This is a genomic window from Bacillus sp. SIMBA_008 (assembly GCF_046535495.1).
In the GTDB taxonomy this organism is placed as follows: domain Bacteria; phylum Bacillota; class Bacilli; order Bacillales; family Bacillaceae; genus Bacillus; species Bacillus subtilis.
Genome location: NZ_JAWRWL010000001.1, coordinates 248,386 through 266,581, shown reverse-complemented (window position 1 = coordinate 266,581; position 18,196 = coordinate 248,386). Strand labels below are relative to the sequence as shown.

The window sequence follows — 18,196 nt, the reverse complement described above, 5'->3', positions numbered from 1 at the left end:
TTTTATACAATAGATATTGTTTTATTGGATGACGCCTTTTGCTGGGTTCCCCTCGCAAAAGCCGTTGTACCTGTTCTCGCGATTTCTTTAATGCCATAAGGTTTTAATAACTCAATAAGCGCTTCAATTTTGTTAGATTCACCCGTCACCTGAACAACGATGCTGTCTCTGCTGACATCAACGACAGAGGCTCTAAACGGTTCTATGATTCCATTAATCTCTGTTCTCGTTGAAGGTGCGGAGACAACCTTGATTAAGGCCAGCTCCCTCTGGACAATCGATTGATTTGTGATGTCTGTGACTTTCAGCACATCAATCTGTTTGTTGAGCTGTTTCGTTAACTGTTCAACATCATTTTCTCCTTCAACGTGAACGACGAAGGTGATTCTGGAAACGCCGGCTGTTTCTGTGTGTCCAACTGTAATGCTTTCAATGTTGTAATGCCTTTTTGTGAATAGACCGGTGATCCGGTTTAACACCCCGGAGCGGTTCACCACAGTCAATGTGATAATTCTTTTCAAGGTTTCACCCCCACCATTTCATGCAGCCCTTTCCCCGGAGCCACCATCGGGAATACTTTTTCTTCGCTGGCAACCCGCACGTCAATGACAACAGGTTCTCTTGATGTTAATGCCTCTTCCAGCTTTTCCTTTGCTTCCGCTTCTGATGAAATTCTGATGCCTTTAATGCCGTATGCTTCGGACAATTTGACGAAGTCAGGCTGAGAAGCGAATTTAGATTCTGAATAACGTTCTTCATAGAAAATTTCCTGCCACTGTCTGACCATTCCGAGACAAGCGTTATTTAAAATCACTACCTTGACCGGAAGATTTAATTCGCGAATAACATCGAGTTCTTGAAGCGTCATTTGGAATCCGCCGTCTCCGACAACCGCGACAACAGTAGCATCTTTTTCGGCCAGCTGTGCGCCGATCGCCGCCGGAAGACCGAATCCCATCGTTCCAAGTCCGCCTGACGTGACCCATTTATCTGCTTTTTGGAACGGATAAAATTGCGCTGACCACATTTGATGCTGGCCTACATCCGTTGCGACAATGGCCTCTCCTTTTGTAAATTGATGAATATATTCAATCAATTTCTGAGGTTTAAAACCTTCTTCTTCATTATCTACATACCAGAGCGGATACTCTTCTTTCCATTCGGCGAGCTGTTTTTTCCATTCGCTTGAATCGCTTTGTTTGCCGTCTTGTTTGATCAGCTCCTGCAGGACAATTTTGCTGTCTCCGACTACAGGAATCTGTGTTTTCATGATTTTTCCGATTTCAGCTGGATCAATATCGATGTGAGCAATCTTTGCGTTTCTGGCAAAGTGTTTCAGGTTTCCTGTGACACGGTCATCAAAACGGGCGCCGATACTGATTAATAGATCACATTCATGAAGGGCCATATTGGCTGTATAAGTACCGTGCATTCCCGCCATCCCCAGGAAAAGCGGATGGTCAGCCGGGAAGCCTCCGAGCCCCAAAAGGGTGTGTACCACAGGGATTTGCTGCTGTTCAGCATAATTTTTTAATTCTTCTGACGCTTTTCCGTGCAGTACGCCCGCACCCGCCAGGATCACCGGTTTTTTCGCACTGCTCACGGCTTCCACAAGCTTGCGGATCTGCAAATAATTCGGCTCTGTTGTCGGCTGGTATCCCGGGAGATTCATCTCATGATCGTAGCTGAATTCTCCTTCAATTGTTGCTACATCTTTCGGAATATCAATCAATACAGGTCCGGGTCTTCCAGTTGTTGCAATATGGAACGCTTCTTTAATGATGCGCGGCAGATCTTCCGGCTGGCGAACCTGGTAGCTGTGTTTTGTTACTGGCATCGTAATCCCTAAAATGTCTGCTTCCTGAAATGCATCGCTCCCGATTACAGAGGTTGCTACCTGCCCTGTAAAGACGACTAACGGCAATGAATCAATCATGGCATCAGCAAGGCCTGTAACAAGGTTTGTCGCTCCCGGCCCTGACGTGGCAATGACGACACCCGGTTTTCCGGAGACCCTTGCGTATCCCTCCGCTGCATGAATTGCTCCTTGTTCGTGACGGGGAAGGATATGTACCAACCCTGAATTGTATAGCTTATCGTAAATCGGAAGCACAGCCCCGCCCGGATAACCGAAGATCATTTCTACTTTCTCTTTTTTTAATGATTCAATCAGCATTAATGCTCCGCTCATCGTCTGTGTACATTCGGCAGATGCTGAATCCACCTGTACATTAGTCCCCATTTTAGTTCCTCCTTTTGGATTTTCATCCTTTAAAGATCATCTTTTCATTAGCTATATAGCTGATTATTCAATAAAAAAAGCCCTTCCGCCCACAATCAGCCGCGCAGTAACTGCGATAGCTAAAAGGGGCGAAAAGGCTTTTCTTTCCGCGGTACCACCCTTGTTTACGGCCTGTTAATCGGCCGTCTCATGGATATTTCTATCCGCTTTAGTAACGAGTGAATCAAGTTCACCCGGCCAAGTCCTACTGTCATTTCAGACTGGCACTCTGAGGCGAGTTCACCTTGTAAAGCTTCGCCGGTTCTCAGCTAACCCGGTTCTCTGTGGAAAGCTTTTTCAAGGCTACTTATCCTCATCTGCGCTTTTCATATTCAGCCTTCGGAACGGCTTTCCAGCTGTTCAAGAAGGTCGTTTGTTTTTCACTTTTTTAGAATCATACTGCGATGATTTTCGCTTGTGAAGCTTGCGTTTATCTTTTGTTGAACTCATATTACGCCGCTTTGGACGCAGTGTCAACAGCATTTTTTAAAATTATTAGACAATTTCGATTAATCAAACTATATTGTATACGCTTTCATTATTGATACAAAAGGAATTGCAAATGTTAAAAGTTTTTATAATTTTTTTATTAATCTATCAAGAATACACCAGAATTATTTAATTTTATATAAACATGTAAGATTTTATAACGCGATATGGTTCGTATATGGATTGAGTCTGACAGATCATCTTGCAATCCATTTCAATTTCGGATAGGCACTTCTCTTGTTCCCTCGGCATACATTAATGATATCTTGCAAAGAAAAGGTGATACGATGAATAAATCATTAGCAGACATGCAAGGATTCCCTGCAGGCTTCCCGAGCTTTCCGCAGCAGTACTATCCTGCTACCCCTGCCTTCTACCAGCAAAGCCAGCAGCCATTTGGAGGCTACGGATACGGACAGCCGTTCAGCCAGGCATACAGCCCGTTAACCACTCCCTCTGGAATGTACTCCTCATTCCCATACGCTTCAGGATTTTACGGACAGCAATTTTCAGGTGCAGGCTTTAGCGGCCATGGCGGCAGCTTAAGTGCTCCAGCGATACATGCCGGCGGATTCAGCGGGGCGCCAGGCGTACACGGAGGCTTTAGATATTAAAGAAGACCACAAGGGCCGAACATCTATTGCGGTCCTTTTATTGTTTTAAAACGACTTCACAAATACAGTCACATTTTCTGTCTTTATATTTGGAAACAGGATGGAATATGATTAAGATGAATTGAACGATATTCTGCACAACCCGTAAGTTTTCGAGGAGGAATAAAATTGCATATAAAAATAGACGATTTAACTGGACGTCAGGTGGTCTCACTTGTGAATGAGCATTTACATAGCATGACGCTTATGTCCCCGCCGGAAAGCATCCATGCCTTAGGTTTAGAGAAACTAAGAGGGCCTGGAATAACATTTTGGAGTGCATGGGAAGGTGATGAACTAGCCGGTTGCGGAGCGCTAAAAGAACTGGACACCCGGCATGGAGAAATCAAATCAATGCGAACATCTGTATCACATTTAAGAAAAGGCGTTGCCAAACAAGTTCTCCAGCACATCATTGAAGAAGCTGAGAAGCGAGGCTATGAGCGGTTAAGCTTAGAAACGGGTTCAAAGGCTTCATTTGAACCGGCAAGAAAATTGTATGAAAGCTTCGATTTTCAGTACTGTGAACCGTTTGCAGACTATGTTGAAGATCCAAACAGTGTGTTTATGACGAAGGAATTGTGAGACGGCTTTATAAGGATAGATAAGTGCAGGGGAAGGTCTGTCTTATCTATCTTTTTTTATTTTCACACATTTTTCACCTTTATGATACACGCCAATGTTTTCAATTTTGTTTAATTCAAAGAACAGCGGGAATTACAAACGACATGAACGATATCATGCAAATTCATAAAGGAGGAGATTGATATGAAAAGCATAGTTGGTGTATACGAAACTCCGCAGGAAACCATCGCAGCGATTGAAGGCTTACTCACAAAAGGCTATGATTCTGATGACATTTCTGTTGTGACAAGCCGGCGAGATACAGATTATTTGGAGTCACGTACAGGAACAGAAGTCAATCAAGCCATCGATGCACATCAGGACGAATCTGAATCTTTTTTCGATAAACTGAAAGATTATTTCACAATGGATGATACTTCTACACACAGCAAAGCATTATCCGACTTGGATATTAAAACTGATGAAATAGACAAGTATCAAGAAGATTTGGATGACGGAAAACTTCTGGTAGCCGTCGATACAGATGCAGATGTAAATGCTCCTCTTGATAACGGCAATGCCCTTTCAGGCGGCTTTTCAAGCACAAATGAAATGGCGGATTATACAACGAAAGAAGAAAAAACGATGCCGCTCCGGGAAGAACAGCTGAAAGTCGATAAAGAAGACGTTCAAACCGGTGAAGTAGAGATAGGAAAAGAAGTAAAAACAGAAAAAAGAGAGATGGATATCCCGGTGAGACATGATGAAATTTATGTCGAACGCCGGCCAGTGGATGAAAATAAAGCGGATGCTTCTCCCGTCAACGATTCGGAAGAGATCAGAGTGCCAATCGTTGAGGAAAAGCTGGAAGTGACTAAAAAACCGGTTGTCACTGATGAAGTGGTTGTCGGTAAACGCACTGTTGAAGAAAATGAACATATTTCTGAAACTGTGAAAAAAGAAGAACCTCGTCTGAATAAAGACGGAAAAGTTGACGGCTTGGATGATGATCCGTTAAATAACAAATGAAAATCATAGACCGACAACAAAAAACCTCAAATCCTAAATGGATTTGAGGTTTTTCTTTTGGTACGTCCCAGGAGAGATTCGAACTCCCGACCGACGGCTTAGAAGGCCGTTGCTCTATCCAGCTGAGCTACTGGGACACGTTTTATTTTTTGTTTTTCGCTTTAACTATCAGCGACAAGATTTATTATATATGGGATGCAACAATAAGTCAACGGTTTTTTAGAATTTTTTTCATGAGGAAGAAAATTTTCTTCCTCATGACATTTTCATAGTGTGACTCGATTTTGCAGATCCTCAATTTCATTGCCTGCTTGGTCGTAAAAATGGACTGTCGCAGCATCATTTTCTAATGTCAGTATAGCATAGCTTTCTGTCCTGCGCACCCTCGGAAGCCGGATGCTGCCTGGGTTAATCATCAGCTTGCCCCGCAGCACTTCGCTTCCCGCGATGTGCGAATGCCCGAAGCAGATAATATCCGCTCCGAGCTCCTCTGCACGATAGTATACGTTTAACAAGGTCTGTTTTATACCGTGAAGGTGGCCGTGTGTGACCAGTATTTTTCTTGAACCGGCAGTCAGTAGAAGCTCGTCCTTAAAATCGCCGGCAAAATCGCAATTGCCTTTTACAACCGCATAAGGCTCCAATGCAGGATGCCTCGTTTCAAGCTCAGAGTCCCCGCAATGAATCATGAGATCAACTTCTGCCTCATGCCGTTTCGCAATGGTTTGGAGTTCTTCTTCAAGCCCATGGCTGTCACTGATAATCAGCACGTTCATGTACAAGCTTCCTCCTTATGCCTCCAAAAGCTTAGATAGCTTTTTAAGCGCGTCAGCCCTATGGCTGATTTTATTTTTTTCATCACTTGTCAGTTCAGCCATTGTCTTATCTTTATCTTTCACGATAAAGATTGGGTCATAGCCAAAGCCATATTCTCCTCTCGGTTCTTCGGCAATATACCCTTCAACATGGCCTTCGACTGTTTTTGTTTCCTCACCGGGAATACTCACGGCCAGTGCGCAGCGGAAACGGGCGGTGCGCTGTTCTTTTTCGATACCTTTCAGCTCGCTGAGCACTTTTTCGATATTTGCCTGGTCGTCTTTCTGTTCCCCTGCATAGCGGGCTGAATAAACACCGGGTCTGCCGCCAAGATTATCGATGGATAGACCGGAGTCGTCCGCAATCACCATTTTGTTCACTGCTTTGGCAACAGCTTCCGCTTTCAGAATGGCATTTTCTTCAAATGTATGGCCTGTTTCTTCAATTTCTTCTGTGAATCCAATTTCAGCTAAAGATTTGACATCATAGCCTCTTGGCTCAAGAATTTCTTTGAATTCCTTCACTTTTCCCGGATTATGTGTCGCAATAATTGCTTCTTTCATGATGATCAAGCCTTTCTGTCTTTATTTCAGTTCTGGCAGAGAATCACCCAGCACTTCTTTTTGCTTGTCAATCAGCTCTTGGATTCCTTTTTCCGCAAGACCCAGAAGACCGTTCAGATCCTCTCTAGAAAAAGTCGCCTCTTCCCCGGTTCCCTGCAGTTCCACAAAACGGCCGCTGCCTGTCATGATGACATTCATGTCAACTTCAGCAGAGGAATCTTCTTCATAATTTAAATCTAACAAAATTCCCTGTTCCTTATCAATTCCAACAGAGATCGCAGCAAGAAAATCAGTGATCGGATTTGTCTTGATTGTTCCTGCTTTGATCATCTTGCCAATCGCAATCGCCATAGCAAGAAATGCGCCTGTAATGGAAGCTGTTCTAGTTCCTCCATCAGCTTGAATGACATCACAGTCAATCCAAATCGTCCGTTCACCGAGCTTTTCCAGATCTACAACAGCTCGAAGCGCGCGGCCGATCAGGCGTTGGATCTCCATTGTTCTGCCGGAAATTTTCCCCTTAGAAGATTCTCTGATTGTTCTTTGGTTTGTTGCCCGCGGCAGCATGCTGTACTCTGCTGTAATCCAGCCTTTCCCTCCGCCCCGCAAAAACGGCGGTACGCGGTCCTCAACAGACGCGTTGCAGATTACCTTAGTATTTCCCGATGTTATTAGAACAGAACCTTCCGGATGGCTAATAAAATCCAGATCGAATGTGATTGGACGCAGCTCATCGTGTTGTCTTCCGTCATGTCTCATGTTTTACCTCCGATTGTATGTACATAAACCATTTTTGTCCCGGAATTGAATAAAGAAAGAGGCAGCCGGAACGCTAACCTCTTTCTTTCTAGTATATCAAAAATCCCAATTTAAAAACTACCCGTATTCACTTGAGATGGTCTGGAGACCGGTTCTGTGAGCTTTTCGCCTTTTTCATTTACCAGCTCTGATTTTCCGTTCACTTTAACAGAGACGCTTTTTACATCCGGCTGCTCCGTTAACGTCAGCACAATGCTGTTCAGCACTTCTGAAGAAATCATTTTCGTCTTCTCATCGGCGCTGCCGAATATAGATTGATTGAAATCCAACGTCACGCGCCCGTCTTTGATTTTCGGTTTGCTGACCAGCTTTACATCTTCACTGAAGTCTGTTAACAGCCCGCTCACCTTGCTCGGCCCTTTAGCCAATTCATTAATGGCTGCTGTGATGTCGTCTTTTTCCGAATTGTCGATTCGTTTGGTCACCGGCACGTAGTATTCACTGTCTTCATTTTCCGCCAAATAGTAGACTGTCAGCGGATGGGTAGCAGTGAGATCATTTACACCGGCTGTTTCCAAATTAATGCCGTCTTTGCGGCTTAAATCATCTGAGATCGGCGTCCCTCCTACAGGCATCTCCTTCAGTTCATGCCCGTTTATTCTCAGCTTCACTTTATCTATCGAACTAAATTGCGTCAGCGTCCACGTCACAGATTGAACGATTTTCTGTTCGTCTTCTTTCTTATAATTTTTGAACTCATTAGAGAAATCAGCTATCGCCGTTCCATCTTTTTTGATGTCAACGTTAACGGTGGTGTCAGCCGGCAATACAGCTCTGAAGCCATTCGGAAGAATTTCAGACACAGGCCCGCCCTGTACGAGGTATTCAAGCGCCTGCTTAGCCGTGCTCTCACTTTTAGGAAGAGGCAGCGTTTGCGCAACAACATACCCGTTTTTATCAATGAGATAAAGCTCCCTCATAACAGTAGATGAGGCTTGATCCGCTTTTGCGGTATCGCTTTTTTCACTTTCTGTTTTTTTGGCTGCTGTTGTATTTGAATTGGCACCCGCTTCATCGTTCACGAATGTAACGTCTTGAGGCGGATCAATTTCCTCGGCTGCCTTATCAGATTGAAACAAACCGCATCCGGATAAAAGCAAGGCAGAGGTGAGACAAGTGGCACCAATGACTGCAGGTCCTTTTTTCAGCATACTTTTCCCTCCTAAGGATGTTTGTACTATTATGTATACGAGCCTCTTTAGGAAATAGACCGAAGAATTCCGGCAAAACAGAAAAAAACCCGCAACATACCGTTGCGGGGAAAACTATCTTTTAATCGGTTCTTGCAGTGAGATACATTCCACATGCCCGACTTCATGGCCAAACCAATCGTCTGCGATTTTTGCAAACTGATCACGCGCCCCTGTTGTCAGGAACTGATGATCCGGGGCAATCGGAGACTGGTTCAGCAGCCCTTTATAAGAGAGAATTGTGCTGACTTCCCGGGCTGTTTCATCGCCGGACGAAATAATGTTTACGTGCTCTCCCATATATCTTTGAATGGCTTCTTTTAAAATAGGGTAATGGGTGCAGCCTAAAATCAGCGAATCAATTGATGTGTCTTTTAACGGATACAGCGAGGTTTTAACAATCTCGTCTGCTGTTTTGTCGAGAAACTTCCCGCTTTCCACAAAAGGCACAAGCAGCGGGCAGGCAAGGTTTTCAACCTTCAAATCAGGGTTTAATGCCAAAAGCGCTTCTTCGTATGCATTGCTCTTAATCGTATTCTCTGTGCCGATGACACCGATATGCTGATTATCCGTCACTTTTATCGCTGCTCTCGCACCAGGCTGGATGACTCCGACCACCGGTATACCGACGCTGCGCTGGATGTCATCCAAAGCGATCGCTGTTGCTGTATTACAGGCGATCACGAGCATTTTGATGTGGTGGTTTTCGAGTAAATAATTCGTCAGCTCCCACGTATATTGAAGCACCTCTTCTTCAGGGCGCGGCCCGTAAGGACACCGTTTCGTATCCCCGACGTAGATAATATTTTCTTTAGGTAGCTGTCTCATGATTTCCTTCGCAACGGTTAAACCGCCAACCCCGGAATCAATGACTCCTATTGGTTGTTCCAACAAAATCGCCTCATTTTCTCTTCATTTCATGCTGCAGTTTCATCAAAGATTTTTCGAAGATGGCTATTTCTTCATCTGTAAACGATTCGAACATATCACGCAGATATTCCTGTCTTTTTGTAATGACCTCTTGGATAATCCGTTCTCCTTCAGGCAGCAGATGTATCCTGACAACACGTCTGTCCGCCGGGTCCTTGACCCGCTCAACAAGCTCATTTTTTTGCATGCGGTCGATTAAGTCCGTTGTCGTGCTGCATGCCAGATACATTTTGCCCGATAATTCACCGATTGTCATATCTCCTAATTCATAAAGCCATTGCAAGCCGACAAATTGCGGCGGCGTAATCGCATATTGGTTAAGGATTTCTCGTCCTTTTTGCTTAATGATCGCGGCAATGTGGCGGAGTGACTTTTCAATATCCGCAACATGCTCCAAAGGTTTTGATGTCATTTGTCCATCCCTCACTCAAGGATCTCTTACGCACAAAAGCGTTCCGTGTCTATTTTCCTTCTTTTTTGAAGAAAATGCAAGACTCGCAGGAGAGAAATAGAGGACTTTAGTCAAACAACATCAAGAAATAAAATTTAATTTATGACTTGCCTACGTTTTGCACAGCATTCCAAATATGGTTTCGAATGTTCCAAACAAACAGCAATAACCGGCTCCTTCCAAAAGAAGGAATACCGGCAAGGATTAAAGCTCTAGCTCACCCATTCTAAGAAGCTCAACAACGGCTTGCGAACGCCCTTTCACACCCAATTTCTGCATGGCATTTGAAATATGGTTTCGAACGGTTTTCTCACTGATAAATAGCTCGCTTGCAATCTCCTTTGTTGTCTTATCTTGAACGAGCAATTCGAACACTTCTCTTTCTCTTTTCGTTAGCAGCGGCTTCGATTGAAATTCTTTCTCCTTCAAGTATTGTAACCCTCCTTGCTAAGGTGAGAGCGAATCAGAAACGAATGGGTTTTGATATAGTCGAGATATCATATGTAAGAAGGGCGCAGGAGGTGACGTTTACAAGATAATTAGTTTATCGTGTATGAAGGAGCGTTTCTTTCTCCTCATCTGTCCAGCTGACAGCCTTGCCGCTTTCCTTTGAGACTTGAACCATCACGACTGCCCCGGTGAAGCAGGGTTCGCCTTCGAGGTTCTCTCCGAGATAGTGCAAGGTAAGAGATGAACTGCCGACTGCGCTTGTTTTCACATAGATGCGCAACTCTTCATAAGGCATGACTTGGCGCAAATAATCGCATTGCTGGCTTGCCACGACTGTCATGGTCTGTTTGTTTTCACTCATCATATTCAGCTTTTTAAAATAAGAAATCCGCGCCTCCTCAAAATATATAAAAGGGGTTACATTATTCATATGCCCAAACATGTCTGTCTCGGAAAATCTTACGGATACCTCATTAACAAAAGAAAAGGATGTTTTCCATTCTTGAAACGGCATATCAATATAAGCGGGAAGCTTCATCTTTTTTCATCTCCTTATTGTTTAAAAAAACCTCTCCCATGCGGAAGAGGTTTTTTCTTCTTATACTCTGTCGCTTCCGAAGAAATTGCGGAACGCTTGTATGTTTGTATCTCTATTCAAGGCTGCAATCGAAGTGGTAAGCGGAATCCCCTTCGGACAGGATTGAACACAGTTTTGCGAGTTACCACAATCTTGAAGGCCGCCTTCATCCATTAATGCTTCTAATCGTTCAGATTTATTCATGGCGCCTGTCGGATGCGCGTTAAACAGGCGGACTTGCGACATCGGTGCAGGCCCCATGAACTTCGATTTGCTGTTCACATTCGGGCAAGCTTCGAGGCAGACGCCGCATGTCATGCATTTTGATAATTCATATGCCCATTGACGGCGTTTTTCCGGCATTCTCGGCCCCGGTCCTAAATCGTACGTACCGTCAATCGGTATCCATGCTTTTACTTTTTTCAATGAATCAAACATTCTGCTGCGATCAACCTGCAAATCACGAACGACTGGGAATGTTTTCATTGGTTTTAAACGGATCGGCTGTTCAAGCTGGTCGATAAGCGCCGTACAAGACTGGCGGGGTTTTCCGTTTATGACCATTGAACATGCGCCGCATACTTCCTCAAGACAGTTCATATCCCATGTGACAGGGGTTGTCTTCTCACCTTTGACATTAACCGGATTCCGGCGGATTTCCATCAGAGCGGAAATGACGTTCAGATTCGGGCGGTATGGAATCTCAAATTCTTCATCGTAAGGCGTGCTGTCGGCTGTATCTTGACGTGTGATAATAAATCGTATGGTTTTTTGTTCACTCATGATTATTTCGCCACCTTCTTCTTCGAGTAATCCCGTTTCCGAGGCGTTATCAGTGATACATCGACATCCTGATACTCAAATTCCGGCGCTTCATACGGGCTTACATGTTTAGCCATTGTTGTTTTGAGCCATTCATCATCATTACGTTCAGGATAATCCGGTTTATAATGGGCGCCCCGGCTTTCATTACGGTTGTATGCGCCAAGGGTAATCACCCTAGCAAGCTGAAGCATGTTTGAGAACTGGCGTGTGAACATCGCTCCCTGGTTGCTCCATTTTGTCGTGTCATTGATGTTGATCTTTTTGAAGCGCTCCATTAACTCCTGAATTTTGTCATCCGTTTTCAAAAGCTTGTCATTATGGCGGACAACCGTTACGTTCGCCGTCATCCACTCACCGAGCTCTTTGTGAAGAACATAGGCATTTTCGGTTCCGTCCATACTCATAATATCAGCCCATTTTTCTTCTTCTTTCTTAACGTGAGCGTCGAATAAAGATGAAGACATGTCTTCCGCTGAAGATTCTAAGCCGTTTACATATTTCACCGCATTCGGTCCGGCCACCATGCCTCCGTAAATCGCAGACAGCAGGGAGTTCGCTCCCAAGCGGTTGCCGCCGTGCATAGAATAATCACATTCCCCAGCCGCAAACAGTCCAGGGATATTTGTCATTTGATCGTAATCCACCCATAAACCGCCCATAGAATAATGGACCGCCGGGAAGATTTTCATTGGGAGCTTACGCGGGTCGTCTCCCATGAATTTCTCATAAATCTCAATGATGCCGCCAAGCTTAATATCAAGCTCTTTCGGATCTTTATGAGACAGATCGAGATATACCATGTTTTCACCGTTAATGCCGAGCTTCTGGTTCACACACACATCAAATATTTCGCGTGTCGCAATATCACGCGGCACCAGGTTTCCGTATGCCGGATATTTTTCCTCCAGGAAATACCATGGTTTGCCGTCTTTATATGTCCACACGCGCCCGCCTTCACCACGCGCTGATTCACTCATCAGTCTTAGTTTGTCATCGCCCGGTATGGCTGTCGGGTGGATTTGAATGAATTCTCCGTTTGCATAATACGCTCCCTGCTGATAAACGATTGATGCAGCAGATCCTGTATTAATCATGGAGTTCGTTGATTTTCCAAAGATGATTCCCGGTCCGCCCGTCGCCATAATGACAGCGTCTGAACGGAAGGATTCAATTTGCATGTTTGTCAGGTTTTGTGCAACAATTCCACGGCAGGTTCTGTCATCATCTAAAACAGCGCCAAGGAATTCCCAGCCTTCGTATTTTGTGACCAGACCCGCAACTTCGTATCTGCGCACTTGCTCGTCCAGTGCGTAAAGCAGCTGCTGTCCCGTCGTCGCACCAGCATAAGCAGTTCTGTGGTGCTGTGTACCCCCGAATCGGCGGAAATCAAGCAGGCCTTCAGGCGTCCGGTTAAACATGACGCCCATCCGGTCTAATAAGTGGATGATCGAAGGCGCCGCTTCACACATCGCCTTGACTGGCGGCTGGTTGGCAAGAAAGTCTCCCCCGTATACCGTGTCATCAAAATGTTCCCACGGAGAGTCACCTTCCCCTTTTGTATTGACCGCTCCATTTATGCCGCCTTGCGCACAAACTGAATGAGAACGTTTGACAGGAACGATGGAAAACAATTTAACCGCCATTCCTGATTCCGCTGCTTTAATTGTCGCCATGAGGCCGGCAAGACCCCCGCCGACTACGATAATGCTTGATTGACTCATGATAGCCCCTCTCCCTCTAGTAATCTAGTACTCTTAAACAAATGCGAAAATCGCTTTTAAGCCTACGTATGACAGTGCAACAAAAATAATCAGCGTAACGTATGTCGAAATTCTTTGAGAACGAGGCGTTACCGTGATGCCCCATGTAACAGCGAAAGACCATAAACCGTTCGAGAAGTGGAAAATTGTTGATAAAACACCGACAATGTAAAAACCAAGCATAGCCGGAGAGCTCAAAATATTCGCCATCATGTCGAAATTGACCTCAGCACCCATTTGCGCGGCAATGCGGGTTTCCCACACGTGCCAGCTGACGAAAATGAGGGTGATGATACCGGTTACACGCTGCAGGACGAATAGCCAGTTTCTCATGTAGCTGTATTGACCTGCGTTATTTTTCGCAGTAAACGCTATGTACACACCATAAACTGCATGATAAATTAATGGTAAGAAGATAATAAAAATTTCCAAGGCATACCTGAAAGGCAGACTATCCATAAAATGAGCAGCGCTATTGAATGCTTCAGCGCCCCTTGCGGCAAACTGGTTGACGACTAAATGCTGAATAAGAAAGATGCCGACCGGTATGACGCCAAGCAAGGAATGCAATCTTCGAAAATAAAACTCTCTGTTCCCAGACATTACTTTACCCCCTGTTTGATAAGTGCGAAATGTGCTAAATCTCTTCCCCCACTTCTTTCAATTGTAAGCACTTTATTAAGATTTATTGACAATTTCATTTTACTCCTCCCTCAAAAGGGCGTCAAGAAAACGCGTACATAAATTATAATTTTCCGAATTGATTAGTTGATTGAAAAATTTTATTTTATCAATATATATTTCTTGCTTAATTTTTCATAAGAATTACAGGATCATTCTGTAATCCTCCCCCCTGTTTGAGCTATAATATACGCAGGAGAGAGGGGAGACAGATATGAAGTCTAAATTTGAAGCATCTATTGACAACCTAAAAGAAATTGAAATGAACGCTTATGCCTACGAACTAATACGAGAGATCGTTCTCCCAGATATGCTTGGCCAAGATTACTCTTCCATGATGTATTGGGCAGGAAAACATCTCGCCCGTAAGTTTCCTCTTGAATCATGGGAGGAATTTCCGCCCTTCTTTGAAGAAGCGGGCTGGGGAACCCTCACCAACGTAAGCGCTAAAAAACAGGAGCTTGAATTTGAACTTGAAGGGCCGATCATTTCCAACCGGCTTAAACATCAGAAAGAACCATGCTTTCAGCTGGAGGCTGGTTTTATCGCTGAACAAATTCAATTGATGAATGATCAGATTGCCGAATCATATGAACAAGTGAAAAAGAGAGCCGATAAAGTGGTTCTGACTGTGAAATGGGATATGAAAGACCCAGTGTAATCAAAAAGGCGGTGACTGCATAGTCCCGCCTTTTTGATTGTCATTACACAGCTGAAGGATGTTTTGAAAGCTCAAATGCATCGTGAAGCGACTCAACTGCTTTCACCATGTCATTTTCGCTTACGACTGTTGACACTTTGATTTCAGATGTGCTGACCATTTTGATTAAAATGTTTTTTTGCGCCAGTACAGCAAACATTTCAGCCGCTACACCGGGATTTGAGACCATGCCGGATCCAACAATGGATACTTTAGCCAATTTGCTTTCTGTCTCGATTTTCTCAAATTCCAGCGCGTCTTTATACTCTTCAAGCACCGCAACGGTTTGGTCTGCATCTTCTGTTTTGACAGAGAAGGAAATTCCAGTCTTGTCCTCGGCCTGCGTTTGGATAATGATATCCACGTTTATGTTTCTTTTGGCAAGTGTCGTAAAAATAGTAGACAAAGTTGTCAGACCGCTAGTCAGACCGTAAATGGTTACTCTTGTGATTTGATCTTCAAATGCAATTCCTCTGACAATTAAATTCTGTTCCATGGATGATTCCTCCTCAATTAATGTTCCCGCTTCGGTTTCTGTACTTGAACGCACTTCTAACGGCACTTGGTAATTTTTCGCGAACTCAACTGCTCTCGGATGAAGAACGCCGGCGCCTAAATTGGCAAGCTCAAGCATTTCATCGTATGAGATGCCCGCAAGTTTTCTCGCTGATTTCACATAGCGCGGATCGGTTGTAAACACACCTGGCACGTCTGTGTATATGTCACATTTATCAGCTTTTAAAGCGGCAGCCAAAGCAACTGCTGTTGTATCTGAACCGCCCCGGCCCAATGTCGTAATTTCACAATCCTCTGTCATTCCTTGGAAGCCTGCAACAATGACAATTTTTCCTTTTTCAAGCTGGTCTGCTAAAACCGAAGTGTCGATATCTGTAATTCTGGCGTTTCCGTGAATGGCCTCCGTACGGATTCCCGCCTGCCAGCCAGTATAAGACACAGCGTCATAGCCTTTTTCCTGCAATGCCATTGAAAGGAGTGAAATCGTGACCTGCTCGCCTGTCGCCAGCAGCATATCCATTTCGCGTTTGCTCGGCTGGTCAGAAATAGCTTTTGCAAGGCTGACCAATTCGTCAGTGGATTTTCCCATTGCTGAAACGACGACAACGACTTGATGGCCTTTCTGTTTTTCTGCAATTGCGCGGTTTGCCGCATTTTGAATTTTTTCGACTGAGCCGACGGAAGTGCCTCCGAATTTTTGTACAATAAGACCCATGTATTACCACCCTTTACATTTTGGTTCGTGCGGGTGAGGAGAAAGAGCGCTTTGTCCACAATAAAAAAAGCAATGAGAGGAATACTCTCATTGCTTATCAATTAATCATCATAAATGATTATGAACAACGAGATAGCCCTCCAAGAAAATGATTTCTTGACAGCCTTACATTTATTCAATGCACGGCCAGCAAATAATACCGATGGGGTTTTATTTGCTTCGGCGACGCTCCCCTTTCAGCCTTTTTCACAGAATCCATCTTTCTCCAAAGGCATACTCTTGAAGTTCGCACCTCTATCTTCACCATATAACACGATCTAACTATGAAATTAGTTCACATTTTATCAGATCTTATTTAAAAGGACAACATTATTTTTGCAATTTGTCGTAAAGGAGCTGAGCCGCCGCTGCGGGAACACCGGCTTTTTTGATGTCCTCAAGGCTTGCTTCCTTCATTTTTTTAACGGAACCGAAATGCTTTAACAGCATTTTCTTTCTTTTCTCTCCGATACCCGGGATGTCGTCCAAAACGGATTGAAACGCGCTTTTTCCCCGGATTTGCCTGTGAAAACTGATTGCAAAACGGTGCACCTCGTCCTGAATGCGCTGCAGGAGGTAAAATTCCTGGCTGTTTCGTTCCAGATACACCACCTCCAGCGGCTCACCGATCAGTAAATTTGAGGTTCTGTGTTTTTCATCTTTCGCTAAACCGGCGATCGGGATATCCAAGCCGAGTTCATTTTCAATGACATCCCTTGCTGCGTTGATCTGCCCTTTTCCTCCGTCAATGATAATCAGATCCGGCAGCGGCAGATTCTCACGAAGCACTCTCGTATAGCGTCTTCTGACAACCTCTCTCATAGAACCGTAATCATCCGGCCCTGTAACGGTTTTGATTTTATATTTGCGGTATTCCTTTTTGTATGGTTTGCCGTCGATAAACACAATCATCGCGGAAACCGGGTTTGTCCCCTGTATGTTTGAGTTATCAAACGCTTCAATTCTGTGCGGCGTATAAATATTTAATGCCTCACCTAGTTTCTGCACTGCCCCGATTGAACGCTCCTCGTCCCGTTCGATTAAAGAGAATTTTTCTTTCAATGCGATTTTCGCATTTTTATGGGCAAGCATGAGCAGTTCTTTTTTCGGGCCTTTTTTCGGCTGGTGAACGTTTGTTTCCAGCAGCTGCTCGATCATGGATTGATCTACGCTGTCCGGAACTAAAATCTCCTTCGGAAGGAAGTGGTTGTTTTTTGAATAGAACTGCCCGATGAACGTGAGGAACTCTTCATCTGCTTCCTGATAAAGCGGGAACATGCTGACATCGCGTTCAATGAGCTTTCCTTGGCGGATGAAAAAGACCTGCACGCACATCCAGCCCTTATCGTACGCGTACGCGAATACATCACGGTCGACTAGATCGTTCATCGTCATTTTTTGTTTTTCCATCGTTGATTCAATATGGGCAATTTGGTCACGAAGCTCTTTTGCTCGTTCAAACTCAAGATTCTCAGCAGCTTCATGCATTTTCTCTTCAAGCTCTTTTTTGACCTCATTATAGCCGCCCCTTAAGAAACGTGTAATGCTTTCAACCAGCTCTCTGTTCGTCTCTTCGGAAATATCCTTTACACACGGAGCGAGGCATTGGCCCAGATGATAGTAAAGGCACACTCTGTCCGGGAGCTTGGAGCATTTTCTGAGAGGATACAGACGGTCGAGCAGTTTTTTTGTTTCCCTTGCTGCCTGTACATTCGGATACGGCCCGAAATAGCGCCCTTTGTCTTTTTTGACATTGCGGGTGACAATCAGCCTTGGGTGGCGTTCATGGGTGAGTTTTATGAAAGGATAGGTTTTGTCGTCTTTGAGCATGACGTTGTATTTCGGATCATGCTTTTTGATCAGATTCATTTCTAAAATAAGCGCTTCAAGATTGGAGGACGTCACGATATATTCAAAATCCTCGATTTCCGTCACAAGCCTTTGGGTTTTCGCGTCGTGAGAACCGGTGAAGTAGGAGCGCACTCTGTTTTTCAGCACTTTTGCTTTCCCTACGTAGATCACAGTCTGGTGCCGGTCCTTCATGAGATAACAACCCGGTTGATCAGGAAGGAGGGCGAGTTTTTCTTTCAGTTGTTTGTTCATATGTTACCCTTCCTTATGTTTAATCCTTTATTTCCAGTTTAACAC

Annotated in this window: 19 protein-coding genes, 1 tRNA gene, 1 riboswitch and 1 other annotated feature; of the genes, 4 read left to right on the top strand and 16 right to left on the bottom strand. The window is 44.4% G+C overall.

The window, feature by feature from the left end:
* Nucleotides 1–2 precede the first annotated feature (2 nt).
* Nucleotides 3–521 (bottom strand): acetolactate synthase small subunit, encoded by a 519-nt coding sequence (gene ilvN / locus SB658_RS01335; RefSeq protein ID WP_004399096.1) that lies wholly within the window; start codon nucleotides 519–521, stop codon nucleotides 3–5.
* On the bottom strand, nucleotides 518–2,242 hold the full coding sequence (gene ilvB, locus SB658_RS01330) for an acetolactate synthase large subunit (RefSeq protein WP_029726372.1): 1,725 nt from the start codon (nucleotides 2,240–2,242) through the stop codon (nucleotides 518–520). Before ilvB ends, ilvN begins: the two co-directional genes overlap by 4 nt.
* A 121-nt stretch (nucleotides 2,243–2,363) precedes the next feature.
* Nucleotides 2,364–2,610: a binding site (T-box leader), on the bottom strand.
* Nucleotides 2,611–3,057: 447 nt separating this feature from the next.
* Here ilvB and cotQ point away from each other — a divergent pair.
* From cotQ to SB658_RS01315, 3 genes are all read left to right on the top strand, one after another.
* Nucleotides 3,058–3,384, top strand: coding sequence for an inner spore coat protein CotQ (gene cotQ / locus SB658_RS01325; RefSeq protein WP_029726373.1), 327 nt, complete (start codon nucleotides 3,058–3,060; stop codon nucleotides 3,382–3,384).
* A 168-nt stretch (nucleotides 3,385–3,552) separates the two neighbouring features.
* The gene (locus SB658_RS01320) at nucleotides 3,553–4,008 is read left to right on the top strand and encodes a GNAT family N-acetyltransferase (RefSeq protein ID WP_029726374.1); all 456 of its coding nucleotides are present in this window, start codon (nucleotides 3,553–3,555) and stop codon (nucleotides 4,006–4,008) included.
* Between the two features lie 183 nt (nucleotides 4,009–4,191).
* The gene (locus SB658_RS01315) at nucleotides 4,192–5,016 is read left to right on the top strand and encodes a YsnF/AvaK domain-containing protein (RefSeq protein WP_029726375.1); all 825 of its coding nucleotides are present in this window, start codon (nucleotides 4,192–4,194) and stop codon (nucleotides 5,014–5,016) included.
* Nucleotides 5,017–5,079: 63 nt separating this feature from the next.
* Here the strand turns inward: SB658_RS01315 and SB658_RS01310 are convergent.
* From SB658_RS01310 to sdhC, 12 genes are all read right to left on the bottom strand, one after another.
* A tRNA-Arg gene (locus tag SB658_RS01310) sits at nucleotides 5,080–5,153 on the bottom strand.
* Between the two features lie 129 nt (nucleotides 5,154–5,282).
* Complete coding sequence (locus tag SB658_RS01305; RefSeq protein WP_029726376.1) at nucleotides 5,283–5,792, bottom strand: metallophosphoesterase; 510 nt, start codon at nucleotides 5,790–5,792, stop codon at nucleotides 5,283–5,285.
* Between the two features lie 15 nt (nucleotides 5,793–5,807).
* Nucleotides 5,808–6,404: an XTP/dITP diphosphatase gene (locus SB658_RS01300; protein WP_015251523.1), complete on the bottom strand. Its 597-nt coding sequence runs from the start codon at nucleotides 6,402–6,404 to the stop codon at nucleotides 5,808–5,810.
* A gap of 12 nt (nucleotides 6,405–6,416) precedes the next feature.
* Nucleotides 6,417–7,154, bottom strand: a complete 738-nt coding sequence (gene rph / locus SB658_RS01295) for a ribonuclease PH (protein ID WP_019712911.1) — start codon at nucleotides 7,152–7,154, stop codon at nucleotides 6,417–6,419.
* A gap of 110 nt (nucleotides 7,155–7,264) precedes the next feature.
* Complete coding sequence (gerM, locus tag SB658_RS01290; protein WP_003229578.1) at nucleotides 7,265–8,365, bottom strand: spore germination protein GerM; 1,101 nt, start codon at nucleotides 8,363–8,365, stop codon at nucleotides 7,265–7,267.
* A gap of 114 nt (nucleotides 8,366–8,479) precedes the next feature.
* Nucleotides 8,480–9,298 carry a glutamate racemase gene (racE, locus tag SB658_RS01285; protein WP_010886589.1) on the bottom strand — a complete coding sequence of 273 codons (819 nt, stop codon included), beginning with the start codon at nucleotides 9,296–9,298 and terminating at the stop codon, nucleotides 8,480–8,482.
* Between the two features lie 7 nt (nucleotides 9,299–9,305).
* Nucleotides 9,306–9,746, bottom strand: a complete 441-nt coding sequence (locus tag SB658_RS01280; RefSeq protein WP_003229573.1) for a MarR family winged helix-turn-helix transcriptional regulator — start codon at nucleotides 9,744–9,746, stop codon at nucleotides 9,306–9,308.
* A 243-nt stretch (nucleotides 9,747–9,989) separates the two neighbouring features.
* Nucleotides 9,990–10,214 (bottom strand): spore germination transcription factor GerE, encoded by a 225-nt coding sequence (gerE, locus tag SB658_RS01275; protein ID WP_003184172.1) that lies wholly within the window; start codon nucleotides 10,212–10,214, stop codon nucleotides 9,990–9,992.
* Nucleotides 10,215–10,329: 115 nt separating this feature from the next.
* Nucleotides 10,330–10,773: an acyl-CoA thioesterase gene (locus SB658_RS01270; protein WP_072173596.1), complete on the bottom strand. Its 444-nt coding sequence runs from the start codon at nucleotides 10,771–10,773 to the stop codon at nucleotides 10,330–10,332.
* 60 nt (nucleotides 10,774–10,833) lie between these two features.
* A complete protein-coding gene (sdhB, locus tag SB658_RS01265) occupies nucleotides 10,834–11,595 on the bottom strand; it encodes a succinate dehydrogenase iron-sulfur subunit (protein ID WP_144500652.1) in 762 nt (253 codons plus the stop codon).
* Between the two features lie 2 nt (nucleotides 11,596–11,597).
* Nucleotides 11,598–13,358, bottom strand: coding sequence for a succinate dehydrogenase flavoprotein subunit (sdhA, locus tag SB658_RS01260; protein WP_003229567.1), 1,761 nt, complete (start codon nucleotides 13,356–13,358; stop codon nucleotides 11,598–11,600).
* Between the two features lie 33 nt (nucleotides 13,359–13,391).
* Nucleotides 13,392–14,000 (bottom strand): succinate dehydrogenase cytochrome B558, encoded by a 609-nt coding sequence (gene sdhC / locus SB658_RS01255; protein WP_003222512.1) that lies wholly within the window; start codon nucleotides 13,998–14,000, stop codon nucleotides 13,392–13,394.
* Between the two features lie 292 nt (nucleotides 14,001–14,292).
* Between sdhC and SB658_RS01250 the strand changes: the two genes are divergently transcribed.
* A complete protein-coding gene (locus SB658_RS01250; RefSeq protein WP_144500651.1) occupies nucleotides 14,293–14,739 on the top strand; it encodes a YslB family protein in 447 nt (148 codons plus the stop codon).
* Nucleotides 14,740–14,782: 43 nt separating this feature from the next.
* On the opposite strand, the gene SB658_RS01245 is transcribed toward SB658_RS01250, so the two are convergent.
* Entirely contained in the window at nucleotides 14,783–16,009 is a 1,227-nt protein-coding gene (locus SB658_RS01245) for an aspartate kinase (RefSeq protein WP_024572581.1), read from the bottom strand.
* 125 nt (nucleotides 16,010–16,134) lie between these two features.
* Nucleotides 16,135–16,314: riboswitch (Lysine riboswitch) on the bottom strand.
* Between the two features lie 64 nt (nucleotides 16,315–16,378).
* Nucleotides 16,379–18,151: an excinuclease ABC subunit UvrC gene (gene uvrC / locus SB658_RS01240; protein ID WP_144500650.1), complete on the bottom strand. Its 1,773-nt coding sequence runs from the start codon at nucleotides 18,149–18,151 to the stop codon at nucleotides 16,379–16,381.
* Between the last annotated feature and the right edge of the window lie 45 nt (nucleotides 18,152–18,196).